This is a genomic window from Streptomyces sp. NPDC025273 (genome assembly GCF_040638585.1).
GTDB lineage: Bacteria > Actinomycetota > Actinomycetes > Streptomycetales > Streptomycetaceae > Streptomyces > Streptomyces cinereorectus.
Genome location: NZ_JBEZYP010000005.1, coordinates 45,563 through 61,840, shown reverse-complemented (window position 1 = coordinate 61,840; position 16,278 = coordinate 45,563). Strand labels below are relative to the sequence as shown.

The window sequence follows — 16,278 nt, the reverse complement described above, 5'->3', positions numbered from 1 at the left end:
AAATGGCCACCACTTCGCTTGACCTGGCCAAGGTCCGCAACATCGGGATCATGGCCCACATCGACGCGGGCAAGACGACCACCACTGAGCGGATCCTCTTCTACACCGGCGTTTCGTACAAGATCGGTGAAGTCCACGACGGCGCAGCCACGATGGACTGGATGGAGCAGGAGCAGGAGCGCGGCATCACGATCACGTCCGCCGCGACGACCTGTCACTGGCCGCTCAATGATGTTGACCACACCATCAACATCATCGACACCCCGGGTCACGTCGACTTCACCGTCGAGGTGGAGCGTTCGCTCCGCGTCCTCGACGGTGCCGTCACCGTGTTCGACGGTGTGGCGGGCGTCGAGCCGCAGTCCGAGACCGTCTGGCGTCAGGCGGACCGCTACGGCGTGCCGCGTATCTGCTTCGTCAACAAGCTCGACCGCACCGGGGCCGACTTCTTCCGTTGCGTCGACATGATCGTCCAGCGTCTCGGCGCGGTCCCGATCGTCATGCAGCTCCCCATCGGAGCGGAGGCCGACTTCCGAGGCGTCGTCGACCTCGTGACGATGAAGGCCTTCGTATACCCCGAAGAGGCCGTCAAGGGCGAGATGTACAACACCGTCGAGATCCCGGACAACCTCAAGGAGGCCGCCGAGGAATGGCGCGGCAAGCTCCTCGAGGCCGTTTCGGAGAACGACGACCAGATGATGGAGCTGTACCTCGAGGGCGTCGAGCCCACCGAGGAGCAGCTGCACGAGGCGATCCGCCGGATCACCCTCGCGTCGAAGGGCACGGCCGACTCCGTCACCGTGACTCCCGTCTTCTGTGGCACGGCGTTCAAGAACAAGGGCGTCCAGCCCCTGCTCGACGCCGTCGTCCGCTACCTGCCTTCCCCCCTGGACGTCGAGGCCATCGAGGGCCACGACGTCAAGGACCCGGAGCTGGTCATCAAGCGCAAGCCTTCGGACGACGAGCCGTTCTCCGGCCTGGCGTTCAAGATCGCGAGTGACCCGCACCTCGGCAAGCTCACCTTCGTCCGGATCTACTCCGGTCGCCTCGAGGCCGGCACCGCGGTGCTGAACTCGGTCAAGGGCAAGAAGGAGCGCATCGGCAAGATCTACCGCATGCACGCGAACAAGCGTGAGGAGATCGCGTCGGTGGGCGCCGGTGACATCGTCGCCGTCATGGGCCTGAAGCAGACCACCACGGGTGAGACGCTGTCCGACGAGAAGCACCCGGTGATCCTGGAGTCCATGGACTTCCCGGCACCGGTCATCCAGGTCGCCATCGAGCCCAAGTCCAAGGGCGACCAGGAGAAGCTGGGTGTCGCCATCCAGCGCCTCTCGGAGGAGGACCCCTCCTTCCAGGTGCACTCCGACGAGGAGACCGGCCAGACCATCATCGGTGGTATGGGCGAGCTTCACCTCGAGGTGCTCGTCGACCGCATGAAGCGCGAGTTCCGCGTCGAGGCGAACGTCGGCAAGCCCCAGGTCGCGTACCGCGAGACGATCCGCAAGACCGTCGAGCGCATCGACTACACGCACAAGAAGCAGACTGGTGGTACCGGCCAGTTCGCGAAGGTGCAGATCGCCCTCGAGCCCATCGAGGGTGGCGACGCCTCGTACGAGTTCGTCAACAAGGTCACCGGTGGCCGCATCCCCCGTGAGTACATTCCCTCGGTGGACGCGGGTGCTCAGGAAGCCATGCAGTTCGGCATCCTGGCCGGTTACGAGATGGTCGGCGTCCGCGTCACCCTTCTCGACGGTGGTTACCACGAGGTCGACTCCTCGGAGCTCGCCTTCAAGATCGCCGGTTCGCAGGCGTTCAAGGAGGGTGCCCGCAAGGCGTCCCCCGTGCTCCTCGAGCCGATGATGGCCGTCGAGGTCACCACGCCCGAGGACTACATGGGCGATGTCATCGGCGACCTCAACTCCCGCCGTGGCCAGATCCAGGCCATGGAGGAGCGCAGCGGCGCTCGCGTCGTGAAGGGCCTCGTGCCCCTCTCGGAGATGTTCGGCTACGTCGGAGACCTCCGCAGCAAGACCTCGGGTCGCGCAAGCTACTCGATGCAGTTCGACTCCTACGCCGAGGTTCCGCGGAACGTCGCCGAGGAGATCATCGCGAAGGCCAAGGGCGAGTAACTCTTCCGAGTTCACGCTTTAGGCTTGTCACCGGAGTCCGGCCGGGCATTCGTCGCAGCGCGTAAGCAACGCGGCGAATGCCCCCGGCACCGGCATTCCAGCAAAGATCACCTGGCGCCGATGAAGCAAGGCGTACAGAACCACTCAGGAGGACCCCAGTGGCGAAGGCAAAGTTCGAGCGGACTAAGCCGCACGTCAACATCGGCACCATCGGTCACATCGACCACGGTAAGACGACCCTCACGGCCGCCATTACCAAGGTGCTGCACGACGCGTACCCGGACCTGAACGAGGCCTCGGCCTTCGACCAGATCGACAAGGCTCCCGAGGAGCGCCAGCGCGGTATCACGATCTCGATCGCGCACGTCGAGTACCAGACGGAGTCGCGTCACTACGCGCACGTCGACTGCCCGGGTCACGCCGACTACATCAAGAACATGATCACGGGTGCGGCGCAGATGGACGGCGCCATTCTCGTCGTCGCCGCCACCGACGGCCCGATGCCGCAGACCAAGGAGCACGTGCTCCTGGCCCGCCAGGTCGGCGTTCCGTACATCGTCGTCGCCCTGAACAAGGCCGACATGGTGGACGACGAGGAGATCCTGGAGCTCGTCGAGCTCGAGGTCCGTGAGCTCCTCTCCGAGTACGAGTTCCCGGGCGACGACCTTCCGGTCGTCAAGGTCTCGGCGCTCAAGGCTCTTGAGGGCGACGCCGAGTGGGGCCAGACCGTTCTCGACCTGATGAAGGCCGTCGACGAGTCCATCCCGCAGCCCGAGCGTGACGTCGAGAAGCCGTTCCTCATGCCCATCGAGGACGTCTTCACGATCACCGGTCGCGGTACGGTCGTCACCGGCCGCATCGAGCGTGGTGTCCTGAAGGTCAACGAGACCGTCGACATCGTCGGTATCAAGACCGAGAAGACCACCACCACGGTCACCGGTATCGAGATGTTCCGCAAGCTGCTCGACGAGGGCCAGGCCGGTGAGAACGTCGGTCTGCTTCTTCGTGGCATCAAGCGCGAGGACGTCGAGCGCGGCCAGGTCATCATCAAGCCGGGTTCGGTCACGCCGCACACCGACTTCCAGGCCCAGGCCTACATCCTGTCGAAGGACGAGGGTGGCCGTCACACCCCCTTCTTCAACAACTACCGCCCGCAGTTCTACTTCCGTACCACGGACGTGACGGGCGTGGTGACCCTCCCCGAGGGCACCGAGATGGTCATGCCGGGTGACAACACCCTCATGGACGTCGCGCTGATCCAGCCGGTCGCCATGGAAGAGGGCCTGAAGTTCGCCATCCGTGAGGGTGGCCGGACCGTGGGCGCCGGCCAGGTCACCAAGATCATCAAGTAGTTCTCTGCTTGGTCGTCCGACCTGGTCGCTCCGCACAGAGCACCAAGAAGGGCCCCGCACCTCTCGCGAGAGAGGTGCGGGGCCCTTCCTCGTACGCGGGACGGTTCCGCTCTCTCCCCCCGCAGCTGTGATGCGAGGGGGGACCGGCACACTCGGGGCTGCCTCGGACGGCCCGGCGGCTATCCGGTCACGGCGGCCACGACCGACGTGAGGAGGGCCAGCGCCGGCTGGGCGATGTCGGCCGCACCGGAGAGGAGCTCCCTGAGGCGTTCCACGCGCAGGCGGAAGGCGCCGGCGTCGGGCTCGCCGGAGAGCGTGGCCAGGTCGTGCACCGCCTGCGCGGCCTCGTCACGTTCGGTGTCGGACAGATCGGTGCTGGACAGGGTCAGACCGAGGAGCTGCCGCAGATCATCGGCGCACAGGGTGGTTCCGTGCTGGTTCTGGAAGTCCTGGATGACGGTGTCCTGGGGGCGGTTGACGAACGTCGTGTTCTGCCCGTTGAAGTTGAAGTTCTCCGTCATCGCGGCCCCCGAAGTGAGAATGACCTTGCAGTGGTTGAGCTGATACCCGGTGTGCGGCGCGGGATTCGGTTCCAGCGCCGCGCTGATCGCCCGCTGGGCGTCCGCGACCCTGCGGAACGCCTCCTCGTCCCGGTCACGGGCGCTGCGGAGCAGGAGGTCACGCAGCACGGCCGGGCCGTCGGCCCGTGCCTCGGTCCGCAGGTCCTCGTACTCCAGCCGTCCGGGCTCGGTGCCGGGCTGTCCGCCGAGCACCTCGGCCATGCGTCCGAACAGGGTGCGGAAGTAGCGGGGAGTGGCCTCCTCCACGGGGAAGACGACCTTCTGCTTTCCCCACGGCAGGCCGGGGCGGCCGTTGAACAGGACGAGGCAGGGCAGGAGCGCGGGGTCCACCTTCAGCAGCGAGGCGATCCGGTACGCGCCCTGAGGGTCGTACGGCTGCCAGCGCAGCCACTGCAGGGACGCCAGCACCCGGTACAGCTCCGGCTCGAGGTGCTCGCGCCAGTAGCGCCGGGCCTCGGCCCACGGTGCCCGGCGTTCCACCACGAACACACGGGTGGAGGGGCCGGAGAGCGCGTCGAGATCCTCGAAGTGCGTGCGGACGTACGTCGCCAGCTCGGTGTCGACGGACGTGTAGAGCAGGACGCCCCACAGCCTGGCGCCGCTGCCGGGCGCAGCGCCGTTCATCGCCAGCTGCATGCGTTCCAGGAGCGCGGCGGGATTGGGTGAGCGGGTCAACCTGTACGCGGCCCGCGGCGGGTGTTCGATGCACAGGACGACCAGGTCGCCGTCGGCCAGGCCGTACGAATCCAGCGTGAGCCGCTCGTCGAGCGTCTCGTCCGTGGCGGGGTCCGCCAGCCGGACGCGGGGCACACGATCGGCCCAGGGATGGTCCGGATCGACTTCCCCCACGGGCTCGGCCGCACCTGTGCGCCGGCCTTCGTCCAGAGCGGCGGCCAGGCAGTCAGCCACGGTTGCCGACGGTGCCACGGACACCTCGAACGCCCTGCCCAGAGCGGCATCGTGCAGGTCCCGCCACCGCCTCGACCGGTCGTCCGCAGCCCGAGGCGGTCTTGCGAACGGCTCCAGCCCGCGCATCCGGCAAGCCGTCCGATGGCCGTAGGGGCCGTAGAAATCGGAATGGTCGCCCTCGACCACATCGATCAGCAGACGCACCTGGCTCCTCCTGTGGATGTGCGCATCAGCCCCGCGATCTCACCCGCCGTGGTCCGTGCGACAGCGGGACCAGCTCTGCCTGTCGAGGGGTGGCTCTACCGCACCGTACGCGAAGTGCGAAGGCACGGGGGCTGGTTGGGCCCGTCCGGGTGGTGGCGTCGCGGGGTGGGGCGACGGGACCGCTGGTCCCGCCGCAGGACCATCACAAGAAGGTCACGGAGTGTGCCGTCCCCTTGTTCATGATCAGGTACGCCGCATGAAGTTGCACTGACAACTTCATGGGGGAGTGGACAGAACGATGAGCACGAACACGCCGGAGGGGCCTTCCGGCCGCGGGGACGGCGCGGCTCCCGTGTCGGACGAGCAGTGGGCGGAACTGGTCCGGCAGGCGGAGGCGGGCGGGGCAGGGGCGCCGAAGGAGCCGTCGGCCCGGGCACGGATGGTCACCGCGCGGCTGCGTGCGCTGGACGAGGAGGCAGCGCGCGGTCGCCGGGGGCGGAAGGGCAAGCAGCCGGACTCCTGGCAACCGGACGGCTGGCGCACCGGTCCCGCCCGGCAGGAGGGGCACGATGGCTCCCGGAAGCGGAGACGTGCGGCAGGCGTTCTGGGAATGCTGGTCGTCGTCGGGGCCCTGGTGGTCACCATGCGGCCGAGCCTGGTGACTGAACACCTGCCCGGCGGGGACCCGTCGGCCGACACCCTGCCGCTGCCCGCCGAGACCGCACCGCCGACCGCCGCGCCCGCCGACGGGCTCGGTCCCGACAGGCCCACTGAGCAGGAGCCGTTCCGCGGCTCGCCCGCACTGCGCTGGGCGGACGGCGTGGACGGGATCGAGATCCCGGTGGCGAAGGCGTCCGGTGGGATGAGCAAGGGCCAGGTCGAGCACGCGCTGCGGGCCACCCGGCAGCTGCTCGTGGAAGCCAACCTCGATCCGGTCACGCTGCGGGGCGAGAAGCCCCGGGAAGCGCTGGAGCTGCTCGACCCCCTGCAGCAGGGGGAGCGGGAACTCCTCGAACGCTCCCTCGCGCAGCCGGATGAGGAGCACGACCCGCTGATGATGTTCACCCGGTTCGACCCGGACGAGGCACGGCTGGTGGGGGATGTCGTCAAGACCCGGGGCCGGATGACGTTCGAAGCGGGCGCTACGGGCTCGGTGGAGGTGCATGCCGACTACACCTTCGTCTATCCGCTGCTGAGGGCGGGCGGCGACGAGGTGACGCGCACGATCGTGCGTCGGCGCCTGACGACGGCGCTGCACGACCCGCAGAAGTTCGTCGCGACGCGCGACAAGCTCTCCGTCCTCAGGTCCGAGCAGAACTTCGGGAACGCCGCCTGCGAGGTGAACGACGGCTACCTGCACCCGTCCTTCCCGAGCGACGCCCCGAATCGGAGGCCCGCCGGCCAGGACGTGGATCCCTATGACCGCAGTGAGTGGCAGCCCGACGGGTCCTGCGGCACGGTCACCCGTACCTGAGGCGGGCCGGAAACGGCGATCAGCCTGCGCCGGACGGCGAGTCCACGCGGTCCTGGCATCAGCAGGATCTCTGGTGCGCGGCCCGTCGCCTCGCCCTCGCCCGAGATCTCGCGTGGAGTGATGATTCGATACCCCTCCCCCTGGTGCTGCGAGGCCCGTCGCAGGAGGTGGAGCCCGTCACGCGGCGGTGTGCAGGTCTGCCTGTTCGTGCCGGCAGCCGCGGCAATGGCCCGGGTGGCGTGAGCGGAAGGCCCGGTCGCAGCTGTCGCAGTTCTGGAGCGGGACGACGGTCACGCCGGGGCGGACGGGTGCGATTTCCCGGGACCCGGGCAGCGGTGGCGGCAGCAGCGTGCTGATGCGGTGCCGCACGAGCTTCGCCGGATGCCGCGGCGGGACGGGCAGGTCGGTGATGAGGTCCTGGCGGACGGTGTCCGGGTGGGCATCGCGTTCGAGCCAGGTGGCGACGCCGGGGGTGAGGGCCTGGACGTCGCGCTCGGAGAGCACGAGCTGCGGCGCAGGTCGGCGAGGATCGCGGCCGCGGCCCGGTGCAGCTCCGACGTCGGATCCTGGGGCCGAGGGACCGGCGAAGGCGGTGCCGTGCGTGCGGTGCGGGCCGGTACGTGGACGGGCGGGAGCAGCGGCACCGGTTCGGGTGCCAGGGCGCGCGGCGGCACCGGTTCGGGTGCTTGGGCCCGGGGCGGCGGTCCGGGTGCGGGCGTAGCAGGCGCCGCGGGGCGCCCGGTCCGCTGCCGGGGGATCGCGAGGGCGGGAGCCTCGGCGCAGGGCCGGGCAGGGCCGAGGGCCCGGACTCGTCAGACGTCGGTGAACAGGTCCTCGGCCTCCGTCGCCGAGAGCGCCCGGGCGAGCCACTCGTCGAGCACGTCGGTGTCGGTGCAGCCGTGGACGCGGTCGCTGACGTCCTGGCTGACGGAGACACCGCGCTGTTCGAGGACCCTCACCACGGCTTCGGCCAAGCCCTCTGCCTTACCTTCGGCCTTACCTTCGGCTCTGCCCTCGGCACGCAGTCGCTGCGAGGTCTCCGAGCGGAAGAATGAGAGGTCGATGGCCATGAGGTCCCTCCAGATCTGGGCGGCCGGGGTCTTTCCCAGGCCGAGTTCGGTGAGTTCGCCGAAGATGAGCGCTGTCTCTTCGTCGACGGTCTTCAATGCGGCGGCCAACGCTTTGAGTATGGCAGGCGCATTCGGATCCTTACCATGCGTAATCGCCGAGAACGCGGCGAGCGGGACATCGCGTGCCGCCGTGGAGGGATCGGTGACCGCCGGCACGTTGTGCGGGCCGAGGACCAACGGCCGGACCGTCAGTGAGGGCCACTGCGGAGGGCCGATGCGAATGGGCCGGGCGGCCCACCGCGCGGTCGCCTCGTCCTGGCAGACGACGAGCAGGACGGGCCCGATGCCGTACTTGGCGTTGAGGTGCGCCAGGTAGTAGGTCCAGCTGCTGTGCTTGGCCGGGTCCTTTCTGCCCTGGGCCTCGACGGCGAGCAGATAGCCGTCGCCGTCGGCCGTGTCGACCCGTAACAGGGTGTCGACCCGCCGTTCCAACGGCCTTGTCTCGGTGAGATCCGTAGGGAGGAGCGACACGGAGACGGGGTCGGTGAACGGGATACCGAGAGTTCTGAAAGTCCTGGTGAAGATGCCCGGGTCTTCCTGGAAGATCCGGTGCATCGCCTCGTGCGATGAATTGACCATGCCTCAGACGCTATAACCGAATCGCCCCCGGCATATGCCGAGGGCGATTCGGTTCGCTCGAAGCGGTGCCGCATCGGACTCCCGTGCGATCTCCGGCTCAGACGGAGGCGAGCGCCGTACGCAGGGTGGCGACCGCCTGGGCGATGGCGGCCTCGGCGGCGTGGGTCCCGCGCAGGGCGTCGAGCATCACGAAGTCGTGGATGACGCCCTGGTAGCGGACGGCGGTCACCGCCACCCCCGCGTCGCGGAGCTTGGCCGCGTAGGCCTCGCCCTCGTCGCGCAGGACATCGGCCTCCCCCGTGATCACCAGGGCCGGGGGCAGGCCGGTGAGCTGGTCGACGGTGGCGCGCAGCGGCGACGCGGTGATCTCGGCGCGCTGCTTCTCGTCGGTCGTGTACTGGTCCCAGAACCACTGCATGGCATCCCTGCGCAGGAAGTAGCCCTCGGCGAACTCGTGGTACGAGGGGGTGTCGAAGGCGGCATCGGTGACCGGGTAGAAGAGCACCTGGTGGGCGAAGGTGACGTCGCCGCGCTCCTTGGCCAGCAGGGTCAGGACCGTCGCCATGTTGCCGCCGACGGAGTCCCCGGCCACGGCCAGCCGTGCCGGGTCGAGCCGGTGGGCCGTGCCCTCGGTGGTGACCCAGCGGGCGACCGCGTAGCTCTGCTCCACGGCCACCGGATGGCGAGCCTCGGGGGACAGGTCGTACTCGGGGAAGACGACGGCGGCCCGGGCTCCGACGGCCAGCTCCCGCACGAGGCGGTCGTGGGTGTGGGCGTTGCCGAACACCCAGCCGGCTCCGTGGACGTAGAGCACGACGGGCAGTGGCCCGTCCACGCCCACCGGCCGGGTGATGCGGGCCCGGACGGATCCGGTCGGGCCGCCCTCGACGGTGACCCACTCCTGTGTGACCGCGGGTGCCTCGACGGGACCGGACTGCACCTCGTCCACGGCCTTGCGGCCCTCGACCGGGCCGAGGTCGAACAGGTACGGAGGGTTCGCCGTGGCCTCGGCGAAGGCGGCGGCCGCGGGTTCCAGTACGACCGGACGAGGGGTGAACTGCTCGGACATGGCGGGCTCCTCGGGCAGGGGCGGGGTGTCCACCCGAAGCGGTGGACGGAAACCAAATCATAGTGCTCGACTAAGTCGCGCACAACTTAATCGAGCGCGAAGTGATCGCGGGTACCCGAAGAAGTAGAGTGGGTCGTCATCGCCTCCAGGGGCCTGCATTCGGCCGAAGTCAGGAGCCCGTCCCATGGCCGCCACCGCGAACACCCCGCCCGCCCAGGGCTCGCTCCAACTGCGGGATCAGCTCTGCTTCGCCCTCTACGCCGCCTCGCGGGCGGTCACGGCGCGCTACCGCCCCCTGCTGGACGAGCTGGGTCTCACCTACCCGCAGTACCTGGTGATGCTCGTCCTGTGGGAGCGTGACGCCGTCTCCGTGCGGGATCTGGGCGGCGCGCTGCAGCTGGAGTCGAGCACGCTCTCGCCGCTCCTGAAGCGCCTGGAGGCCAACGGACTGGTCCGGCGTGAACGGCGGGCGGACGACGAGCGCTCGGTGGCGGTGCGGCTTACCGAGGCCGGCGCGGACCTGCGGGAACGGGCGCGAGCGGTACCCCTGGCCATCGGCGACGCGATGGGCCTGACGCCCGAACAGGACGCCACCGCAAAGCAGTTGCTCCGACTGCTGACCGAGAACGTCACCCGCGGCTGACCGGCGCGAGGGCGGCGGCGGGGTGGTGTGCGACCGGGCCTGGAGGGCCTCGAAACGCGCTCGCGTTTGACCGCTCCCTCGCGGGGGGTAAGATCCTCCGCCCGATTGGCCAGGCTCACGCCCCGTATGGCACACTAGCCAGGTTGCTCGGTTGAGTGTCAATGCTGCGCGCCTCCCGCCGGGAGGACCGGAAGCGAGTCCCACAGTACTCGTCGGCCCCATGGGCCGGACGTACGGGAATCTTCCGGGAAGCGTCAGTGGGGCACTGACCAGGCGCCCGGTGGGGTTTCACCCCCGGCAGCGCGGTTTCGGCCCGCACCCCCTTGGTTGGGATTTCCTTCGGGAAATTTTCGTAGAGGGGATGCGACACGCCCGACCGCGTGGGTCGGAGGTGGAGTTACGAGAACTCCCGGGTTCCAGAGCGTTATGAGAGACAGGACTACTAGTAGCCATGGCGGGACAGAAGATCCGCATCCGGCTCAAGGCCTACGACCACGAGGTCATCGATTCCTCGGCGAAGAAGATCGTCGAGACGGTGACGCGCACTGGTGCGTCGGTCGCGGGCCCGGTGCCGCTGCCCACTGAGAAGAACGTGTACTGCGTCATCAAGTCGCCGCACAAGTACAAGGACTCGCGCGAGCACTTCGAGATGCGCACGCACAAGCGCCTCATCGACATCCTCGACCCCACGCCGAAGACGGTTGACTCGCTCATGCGCCTCGACCTGCCGGCGGGCGTCGACATCGAGATCAAGCTCTGAGGTGACGCGCGAGATGGCTAAGAACATTAAGGGCGTCCTGGGCGAGAAGCTCGGCATGACCCAGGTCTGGGACGAGAACAACCGGGTTGTCCCGGTGACCGTCGTCAAGGCCGGGCCGTGTGTCGTGACCCAGGTCCGCACCAACGACAGCGACGGCTACGAGTCGGTCCAGATCGCCTTCGGCGAGATCGACCCGCGCAAGGTGAACAAGCCCCTCAAGGGCCACTTCGCCAAGGCCGACGTGACCCCGCGCCGCCACCTGGTGGAGCTCCGCACCCCTGACGCCAGCGAGTACACGCTGGGCCAGGAGGTCACTGCCGAGGTGTTCGAGTCCGGCGTCAAGGTCGACGTCACGGGCAAGAGCAAGGGCAAGGGCTTCGCCGGTGTCATGAAGCGTCACAACTTCAAGGGCCTCGGCGCCGGCCACGGCGTCCAGCGCAAGCACCGTTCCCCCGGTTCGATCGGTGGCTGCGCCACCCCTGGGCGTGTCTTCAAGGGCATGCGCATGGCCGGCCGGATGGGCAACGAGCGCGTCACCACCCAGAACCTGACCATCCACGCGGTTGACGCGGAGAAGGGTCTGCTGCTCATCAAGGGCGCAGTCCCCGGTCCGAACGGCGGCCTCGTCCTGGTCCGTACCGCGGCCAAGGGGGCTTGAGGTAATGAGCACCATTGACATCCTTTCGCCGGCAGGCGACAAGGCCGGTACCGTCGAGCTCCCTGCGGAGATCTTCGACGCGAAGACCAGCGTTCCGCTGATCCACCAGGTCGTTGTCGCACAGCTGGCAGCTGCCCGTCAGGGCACGCACAAGACCAAGCGTCGCGGCGAAGTCCGTGGTGGTGGCCGCAAGCCTTACCGCCAGAAGGGCACCGGCCGCGCCCGCCAGGGTTCGACCCGCGCGCCGCAGTTCGCAGGCGGTGGCGTCGTCCACGGCCCGCAGCCGCGCGACTACTCGCAGCGCACCCCGAAGAAGATGAAGGCCGCCGCCCTGCGCGGTGCCCTCTCCGACCGGGCGCGTCACTCCCGCATCCACGTCGTCACCGGCGTGGTCGAGGGTGGAGTTTCCACGAAGGCCGCCAAGACGCTGTTCGGCAAGATCTCGGAGCGCGCCAACCTGCTCCTGGTCGTCGACCGCGCCGACGAGGCCGCGTGGCTGTCCGCACGCAACCTGCCCCAGGTGCACATCCTGGAGCCGGGCCAGCTGAACACGTACGACGTGATCGTCTCTGACGACGTGGTCTTCACCCAGGCCGCCTTCGAGTCCTTCGTGTCTGGCCCCCAGACCGCTGAGACCGAAGGGAGCGACGCCTGATGAGCGAGGCGACCGTTACCAGCACCATCACGAGCAAGACGTACTCGGACCCGCGTGACGTTCTCGTCAAGCCGGTCGTGTCCGAGAAGAGCTACGCGCTGCTCGACGAGAACAAGTACACGTTCATCGTCGCGCCCGGCTCCAACAAGACCCAGATCAAGCAGGCCGTGGAAGCGGTCTTCTCGGTCAAGGTCACCGGGGTCAACACGATCAACCGGCAGGGCAAGCGCAAGCGGACCAAGACCGGCTTCGGCAAGCGCGCTGACACCAAGCGCGCCATCGTGACCCTCGCCGAGGGCGACCGTATCGACATCTTCGGCGGCCCGACCTCCTAGTGAGGTCGAGTCGTCCGGAATCGGACGAGGACTGAGAAATGGGTATCCGCAAGTACAAGCCGACGACCCCGGGCCGTCGTGGCTCCAGCGTCGCCGACTTTGTCGAGATCACGCGGTCCACGCCGGAGAAGTCGCTGGTCCGCCCCCTGCACAGCAAGGGCGGCCGTAACAACGCCGGTCGTGTGACCGTTCGCCACCAGGGCGGTGGCCACAAGCGCGCCTACCGCGTGATCGACTTCCGTCGTCACGACAAGGACGGCGTGCCGGCCAAGGTCGCGCACATCGAGTACGACCCGAACCGCACCGCGCGCATCGCGCTGCTGCACTACGCGGACGGCGAGAAGCGTTACATCGTCGCCCCGCGTGGCCTGTCGCAGGGTGACCGCGTCGAGAACGGTCCGACCGCAGACATCAAGCCGGGCAACAACCTGGCGCTGCGCAACATCCCGGTCGGTACGACCATCCACGCCATCGAGCTGCGGCCCGGCGGCGGCGCGAAGTTCGCCCGTTCCGCGGGTGCCTCCGTGCAGCTGCTGGCGAAGGAGGGCACGATGGCCCACCTTCGTATGCCTTCCGGAGAGATCCGGCTGGTCGACGCCCGCTGCCGCGCCACCATCGGTGAGGTCGGCAACGCCGAGCAGTCGAACATCAACTGGGGCAAGGCCGGCCGCATGCGCTGGAAGGGCGTCCGCCCGACCGTCCGCGGTGTCGCGATGAACCCGGTTGACCACCCGCACGGTGGTGGTGAAGGCAAGACCTCCGGTGGACGTCACCCGGTCTCGCCGTGGGGTCAGAAGGAGGGTCGTACTCGCTCGCCGAAGAAGGCATCGAGCAAGTACATCGTCCGCCGCCGCAAGACGAACAAGAAGCGCTAGGAGCGGGTTTAGATGCCGCGCAGTCTCAAGAAGGGGCCCTTCGTCGACGGCCACCTCATCAAGAAGGTGGACGTACAGAACGAGGCAGGCACCAAGAACGTCATCAAGACCTGGTCCCGTCGCTCGATGATCATCCCGGCCATGCTGGGTCACACCATCGCGGTGCACAACGGCAAGATCCACGTCCCGGTGTTCGTCACCGAGTCGATGGTCGGCCACAAGCTCGGCGAGTTCTCGCCGACTCGCACCTTCCGCGGCCACGTCAAGGACGACCGGAAGTCGAAGCGCCGCTAGCGCGGGGTGGAAACGACTATGACTCACACCGAAGGGACAACCATGGAAGCCAGGGCCCAGGCGCGGTACATCCGCGTCACGCCCATGAAGGCCCGCCGAGTGGTGGACCTCATCCGTGGCATGGATGCCACGGAGGCTCAGGCGGTCCTGCGTTTCGCCCCGCAGGCCGCGAGCGTGCCGGTTGGCAAGGTGCTTGACAGCGCCATCGCCAACGCTGCACACAACTACGACCACCCTGACGCCTCTTCGCTGGTCATCAGCGAGGCGTACGTGGACGAGGGCCCGACCCTGAAGCGGTTCCGTCCGCGTGCTCAGGGCCGTGCCTACCGGATCCGTAAGCGGACCAGCCACATCACCGTGGTCGTCAGCAGCAAGGAAGGAACCCGGTAATGGGCCAGAAGGTTAACCCGCATGGGTTCCGGCTCGGCATTACCACGGACTTCAAGTCCCGTTGGTACGCCGACAAGCTGTACAAGGACTACGTCAAGGAAGACGTTGCCATTCGTCGCATGATGACGAAGGGCATGGAGCGTGCCGGCATCTCGAAGGTCGAGATCGAGCGCACCCGCGACCGCGTCCGCGTCGACATCCACACCGCCCGCCCGGGCATCGTCATCGGCCGCCGCGGCGCCGAGGCCGACCGCATCCGTGGCGAGCTGGAGAAGCTGACCGGCAAGCAGGTCCAGCTGAACATCCTCGAGGTCAAGAACCCCGAGGTGGACGCTCAGCTGGTGGCCCAGGCCGTCGCCGAGCAGCTCTCCTCCCGCGTCTCCTTCCGTCGTGCCATGCGTAAGAGCATGCAGAGCACGATGAAGGCCGGCGCCAAGGGCATCAAGATCCAGTGCGGTGGCCGCCTCGGCGGCGCCGAGATGTCCCGCTCGGAGTTCTACCGCGAGGGCCGTGTGCCCCTGCACACGCTCCGCGCGAACGTCGACTACGGCTTCTTCGAGGCCAAGACGACCTTCGGCCGCATCGGCGTGAAGGTCTGGATCTACAAGGGCGACGTCAAGAACATCGCCGAGGTTCGCGCCGAGAACGCCGCGGCCCGCGCCGGTAACCGTCCGGCTCGTGGCGGCACTGACCGCCCGGCCGGCCGCGGTGGCCGTGGTGGCGAGCGTGGCGGCCGCGGCCGCAAGCCGCAGCAGTCCGCGCCGGCAGCGGAGGCCCCCAAGGCCGACGCTCCCGCCGCCGCTGCTCCGGCTGAGAGCACCGGAACGGAGGCCTGACCGAAATGCTGATCCCCCGTAGGGTCAAGCACCGCAAGCAGCACCACCCGAAGCGCAGCGGTATGTCCAAGGGTGGCACGCAGGTTGCGTTCGGCGAGTACGGCATCCAGGCGCTGACCCCGGCGTACGTGACGAACCGCCAGATCGAGGCAGCTCGTATCGCGATGACCCGCCACATCAAGCGTGGCGGCAAGGTCTGGATCAACATCTACCCGGACCGCCCCCTGACGAAGAAGCCCGCCGAGACCCGCATGGGTTCCGGTAAGGGTTCTCCCGAGTGGTGGATCGCGAACGTCAAGCCCGGTCGGGTGATGTTCGAGCTGTCCTACCCGAACGAGAAGATTGCTCGTGAGGCGCTCACCCGCGCTGCTCACAAGCTTCCGATGAAGTGCCGGATCGTTCGGCGCGAGGCAGGTGAGTCGTGATGTCGGCCGGTACCAAGGCGTCCGAGCTGCGCGAGCTGGGCAACGAGGAGCTCCTCAACAAGCTCCGCGAGGCCAAGGAAGAGCTGTTCAACCTCCGCTTCCAGGCGGCGACGGGGCAGCTCGAGAACCACGGTCGGCTCAAGTCCGTCCGTAAGGACATCGCCCGGATCTACACCCTGATGCGCGAGCGCGAGCTGGGCATCGAGACGGTGGAGAGCGCCTGATGAGCGAGAAGACTGTGACTGAGACCAACACTGACCGCGGTTTCCGCAAGACCCGTGAGGGTCTCGTCGTCAGCGACAAGATGGACAAGACCGTCGTCGTCGCCGTCGAGGACCGCGTGAAGCACGCGCTGTACGGCAAGGTCATCCGCCGTACGAACAAGCTCAAGGCCCACGACGAGCAGAACGCTGCAGGCGTCGGCGACCGCGTCATCATCATGGAGACGCGTCCGCTGTCCGCCACGAAGCGCTGGCGCATCGTCGAGATCCTCGAGAAGGCCAAGTAATCCCTGAGGGGGTCTCCCCTCAGGCCAGTTCCGCCAGGCTCGGCGGGGACTCCCTCACCGGAGTCCCCGCCGGGAACCGGCAGACGATCAGGAGATAGACGTGATCCAGCAGGAGTCGCGACTGCGCGTCGCCGACAACACGGGTGCGAAGGAAATTCTCACCATCCGTGTTCTCGGTGGCTCGGGTCGCCGCTACGCGGGCATCGGTGACGTCATCGTCGCCACCGTCAAGGACGCGATCCCCGGTGGCAACGTGAAGAAGGGTGACGTCGTCAAGGCCGTCATCGTTCGCACCGTCAAGGAGCGTCGTCGTCAGGATGGCTCGTACATCCGCTTCGACGAGAACGCCGCTGTCATTCTCAAGAACGACGGCGACCCCCGCGGCACCCGTATCTTCGGCCCCGTGGGCCGAGAGCTGCGCGAGAAGAAGTTCATGAAGATCATCTCGCTCGCGCCGGAGGTGCTGTAA

The 16,278-nt window shown here is 68.0% G+C and carries 19 protein-coding genes and 1 pseudogene; 16 read left to right on the top strand and 4 right to left on the bottom strand.

Translation table 11 applies throughout. The features are described 5' to 3' along the window. Positions 1-2: 2 nt before the first annotated feature. The gene (gene fusA / locus AB0F38_RS10970) at positions 3-2,132 is read left to right on the top strand and encodes an elongation factor G (protein ID WP_361890006.1); all 2,130 of its coding nucleotides are present in this window, start codon (positions 3-5) and stop codon (positions 2,130-2,132) included. A gap of 158 nt (positions 2,133-2,290) precedes the next feature. Next, positions 2,291-3,484 carry an elongation factor Tu gene (gene tuf / locus AB0F38_RS10965; RefSeq protein ID WP_361890003.1) on the top strand — a complete coding sequence of 398 codons (1,194 nt, stop codon included), beginning with the start codon at positions 2,291-2,293 and terminating at the stop codon, positions 3,482-3,484. A gap of 179 nt (positions 3,485-3,663) precedes the next feature. On the opposite strand, the gene AB0F38_RS10960 is transcribed toward tuf, so the two are convergent. After that, positions 3,664-4,974: a hypothetical protein gene (locus AB0F38_RS10960; RefSeq protein ID WP_361890000.1), complete on the bottom strand. Its 1,311-nt coding sequence runs from the start codon at positions 4,972-4,974 to the stop codon at positions 3,664-3,666. A gap of 502 nt (positions 4,975-5,476) precedes the next feature. Between AB0F38_RS10960 and AB0F38_RS10955 the strand changes: the two genes are divergently transcribed. Next, positions 5,477-6,652 carry a hypothetical protein gene (locus tag AB0F38_RS10955; RefSeq protein ID WP_361889998.1) on the top strand — a complete coding sequence of 392 codons (1,176 nt, stop codon included), beginning with the start codon at positions 5,477-5,479 and terminating at the stop codon, positions 6,650-6,652. A gap of 177 nt (positions 6,653-6,829) precedes the next feature. Here AB0F38_RS10955 and AB0F38_RS10950 read toward each other — a convergent pair. The 3 genes and pseudogenes from AB0F38_RS10950 to AB0F38_RS10940 form a co-directional block, all read right to left on the bottom strand. Next, a pseudogene (locus AB0F38_RS10950) lies at positions 6,830-7,335 on the bottom strand (helix-turn-helix domain-containing protein); the annotation flags it as partial. 129 nt (positions 7,336-7,464) lie between these two features. After that, positions 7,465-8,361 (bottom strand): hypothetical protein, encoded by an 897-nt coding sequence (locus AB0F38_RS10945; protein ID WP_361889995.1) that lies wholly within the window; start codon positions 8,359-8,361, stop codon positions 7,465-7,467. Positions 8,362-8,458: 97 nt separating this feature from the next. After that, positions 8,459-9,430 carry an alpha/beta hydrolase gene (locus AB0F38_RS10940; protein WP_361889992.1) on the bottom strand — a complete coding sequence of 324 codons (972 nt, stop codon included), beginning with the start codon at positions 9,428-9,430 and terminating at the stop codon, positions 8,459-8,461. A 184-nt stretch (positions 9,431-9,614) separates the two neighbouring features. Between AB0F38_RS10940 and AB0F38_RS10935 the strand changes: the two genes are divergently transcribed. The 13 genes from AB0F38_RS10935 to rplN all read left to right on the top strand — a co-directional run bounded on the left by AB0F38_RS10935 (position 9,615) and on the right by rplN (position 16,278). Continuing rightward, the gene (locus tag AB0F38_RS10935) at positions 9,615-10,073 is read left to right on the top strand and encodes a MarR family transcriptional regulator (protein WP_361889989.1); all 459 of its coding nucleotides are present in this window, start codon (positions 9,615-9,617) and stop codon (positions 10,071-10,073) included. Positions 10,074-10,524: 451 nt separating this feature from the next. Continuing rightward, positions 10,525-10,833, top strand: a complete 309-nt coding sequence (rpsJ, locus tag AB0F38_RS10930) for a 30S ribosomal protein S10 (RefSeq protein ID WP_003948644.1) — start codon at positions 10,525-10,527, stop codon at positions 10,831-10,833. 13 nt (positions 10,834-10,846) lie between these two features. After that, positions 10,847-11,491 carry a 50S ribosomal protein L3 gene (gene rplC, locus AB0F38_RS10925; RefSeq protein ID WP_014047781.1) on the top strand — a complete coding sequence of 215 codons (645 nt, stop codon included), beginning with the start codon at positions 10,847-10,849 and terminating at the stop codon, positions 11,489-11,491. Between the two features lie 4 nt (positions 11,492-11,495). After that, positions 11,496-12,146, top strand: a complete 651-nt coding sequence (gene rplD / locus AB0F38_RS10920) for a 50S ribosomal protein L4 (protein WP_361889986.1) — start codon at positions 11,496-11,498, stop codon at positions 12,144-12,146. Beyond that, positions 12,146-12,481, top strand: coding sequence for a 50S ribosomal protein L23 (rplW, locus tag AB0F38_RS10915; RefSeq protein ID WP_361889983.1), 336 nt, complete (start codon positions 12,146-12,148; stop codon positions 12,479-12,481). The genes rplD and rplW overlap by 1 nt, the downstream gene beginning before the upstream one ends. 38 nt (positions 12,482-12,519) lie before the next feature. Further along, a complete protein-coding gene (rplB, locus tag AB0F38_RS10910) occupies positions 12,520-13,356 on the top strand; it encodes a 50S ribosomal protein L2 (RefSeq protein WP_056796589.1) in 837 nt (278 codons plus the stop codon). 12 nt (positions 13,357-13,368) lie between these two features. Beyond that, positions 13,369-13,650 carry a 30S ribosomal protein S19 gene (gene rpsS, locus AB0F38_RS10905; RefSeq protein WP_023539342.1) on the top strand — a complete coding sequence of 94 codons (282 nt, stop codon included), beginning with the start codon at positions 13,369-13,371 and terminating at the stop codon, positions 13,648-13,650. 42 nt (positions 13,651-13,692) lie between these two features. Continuing rightward, positions 13,693-14,040 carry a 50S ribosomal protein L22 gene (rplV, locus tag AB0F38_RS10900; protein ID WP_026290933.1) on the top strand — a complete coding sequence of 116 codons (348 nt, stop codon included), beginning with the start codon at positions 13,693-13,695 and terminating at the stop codon, positions 14,038-14,040. Further along, complete coding sequence (gene rpsC / locus AB0F38_RS10895) at positions 14,040-14,876, top strand: 30S ribosomal protein S3 (protein ID WP_327115670.1); 837 nt, start codon at positions 14,040-14,042, stop codon at positions 14,874-14,876. Before rplV ends, rpsC begins: the two co-directional genes overlap by 1 nt. 5 nt (positions 14,877-14,881) lie before the next feature. Beyond that, positions 14,882-15,301, top strand: a complete 420-nt coding sequence (gene rplP, locus AB0F38_RS10890; RefSeq protein ID WP_014047785.1) for a 50S ribosomal protein L16 — start codon at positions 14,882-14,884, stop codon at positions 15,299-15,301. After that, on the top strand, positions 15,301-15,525 hold the full coding sequence (gene rpmC / locus AB0F38_RS10885) for a 50S ribosomal protein L29 (RefSeq protein WP_015035581.1): 225 nt from the start codon (positions 15,301-15,303) through the stop codon (positions 15,523-15,525). Before rplP ends, rpmC begins: the two co-directional genes overlap by 1 nt. Continuing rightward, positions 15,525-15,809, top strand: a complete 285-nt coding sequence (gene rpsQ / locus AB0F38_RS10880; protein WP_031096375.1) for a 30S ribosomal protein S17 — start codon at positions 15,525-15,527, stop codon at positions 15,807-15,809. Before rpmC ends, rpsQ begins: the two co-directional genes overlap by 1 nt. Positions 15,810-15,909: 100 nt before the next feature. Continuing rightward, complete coding sequence (gene rplN / locus AB0F38_RS10875; protein ID WP_003966950.1) at positions 15,910-16,278, top strand: 50S ribosomal protein L14; 369 nt, start codon at positions 15,910-15,912, stop codon at positions 16,276-16,278.

Coding starts and splice junctions, on each gene's coding strand:
- fusA (WP_361890006.1), top strand. CDS start 3: ATGGCCACCACTTCGCTTGACCTGGCCAAGGTCCGCAACATCGGGATC.
- AB0F38_RS10955 (WP_361889998.1), top strand. CDS start 5,477: ATGAGCACGAACACGCCGGAGGGGCCTTCCGGCCGCGGGGACGGCGCG.
- AB0F38_RS10945 (WP_361889995.1), bottom strand. CDS start 8,361: ATGGTCAATTCATCGCACGAGGCGATGCACCGGATCTTCCAGGAAGAC.
- AB0F38_RS10940 (WP_361889992.1), bottom strand. CDS start 9,430: ATGTCCGAGCAGTTCACCCCTCGTCCGGTCGTACTGGAACCCGCGGCC.
- AB0F38_RS10935 (WP_361889989.1), top strand. CDS start 9,615: ATGGCCGCCACCGCGAACACCCCGCCCGCCCAGGGCTCGCTCCAACTG.
- rpsJ (WP_003948644.1), top strand. CDS start 10,525: ATGGCGGGACAGAAGATCCGCATCCGGCTCAAGGCCTACGACCACGAG.
- rplC (WP_014047781.1), top strand. CDS start 10,847: ATGGCTAAGAACATTAAGGGCGTCCTGGGCGAGAAGCTCGGCATGACC.
- rplD (WP_361889986.1), top strand. CDS start 11,496: ATGAGCACCATTGACATCCTTTCGCCGGCAGGCGACAAGGCCGGTACC.
- rplW (WP_361889983.1), top strand. CDS start 12,146: ATGAGCGAGGCGACCGTTACCAGCACCATCACGAGCAAGACGTACTCG.
- rplB (WP_056796589.1), top strand. CDS start 12,520: ATGGGTATCCGCAAGTACAAGCCGACGACCCCGGGCCGTCGTGGCTCC.
- rpsS (WP_023539342.1), top strand. CDS start 13,369: ATGCCGCGCAGTCTCAAGAAGGGGCCCTTCGTCGACGGCCACCTCATC.
- rplV (WP_026290933.1), top strand. CDS start 13,693: ATGGAAGCCAGGGCCCAGGCGCGGTACATCCGCGTCACGCCCATGAAG.
- rpsC (WP_327115670.1), top strand. CDS start 14,040: ATGGGCCAGAAGGTTAACCCGCATGGGTTCCGGCTCGGCATTACCACG.
- rplP (WP_014047785.1), top strand. CDS start 14,882: ATGCTGATCCCCCGTAGGGTCAAGCACCGCAAGCAGCACCACCCGAAG.
- rpmC (WP_015035581.1), top strand. CDS start 15,301: ATGTCGGCCGGTACCAAGGCGTCCGAGCTGCGCGAGCTGGGCAACGAG.
- rpsQ (WP_031096375.1), top strand. CDS start 15,525: ATGAGCGAGAAGACTGTGACTGAGACCAACACTGACCGCGGTTTCCGC.